Source organism: Paenibacillus farraposensis (assembly GCF_020736845.1).
In the GTDB taxonomy this organism is placed as follows: Bacteria; Bacillota; Bacilli; order Paenibacillales; family Paenibacillaceae; genus Paenibacillus; species Paenibacillus farraposensis.
In genome coordinates, this window is the sequence record NZ_JAFFQR010000078.1 from 1 (window position 1) to 630 (window position 630).

Genomic DNA, 630 nt, shown 5'->3' on the forward strand with positions numbered 1-630 from the left:
TTTTTTTGAAGAAATCGAACTTAATCACATAATCAAAGAGAGAGATAATTACAACAGCTCCAAGTGGAATCATTGCGTATACCCATAGCGGATTTTTTGGAGCTTCACCAGGGGGTGCATCAGTTAAAATCTCAAAAAGGACAACACAATAAATTACGGCTAATACAATACCTGTTATGTTTCTATTTTTCATAGCTGTTTTTCACCTCAATTCACTCAAGATATTCAAAATATTGTATTTTATGCCTAAATAAAGTATAACACTGCGCAACAACAAATGGAATAATTTCTCTCTTTTTTTCAACACTGGACGACTCTTGGGTATAAATGGCCAGTAGCAAGCGCCTTGGTCGGGGATCGTCCCAGGTCCCTATCCATTTTTTCAAGGTGGAGCTGTCAGAAGAAAATAAAGTATTAGACCCGGGAAATAGAGTATTAGACTAAGAAAATAAAGTTGTAGACTGACTGGGATGCGTACCGGGCGTAGCCATCGGCACGTGCGCCGTCGGCCAGCTGCAGGCCATTACAAAGTCCATGCTCAGTCTACTACTTTATTTACTCAGAACAATGTCTGTTTGCTGTACAAACACCTTCTCCTAAGTATTCAGTCTTAAACTTATTTCTCAAAGG

1 protein-coding gene is annotated in these 630 nt (G+C 39.2%); it reads right to left on the bottom strand.

The genetic code is table 11. From position 1 onward, the window contains the following. Positions 1–193: hypothetical protein (locus JO375_RS12620; RefSeq protein ID WP_229524814.1), on the bottom strand; the 193-nt coding region annotated here is incomplete at its 3' end. Between the last annotated feature and the right edge of the window lie 437 nt (positions 194–630).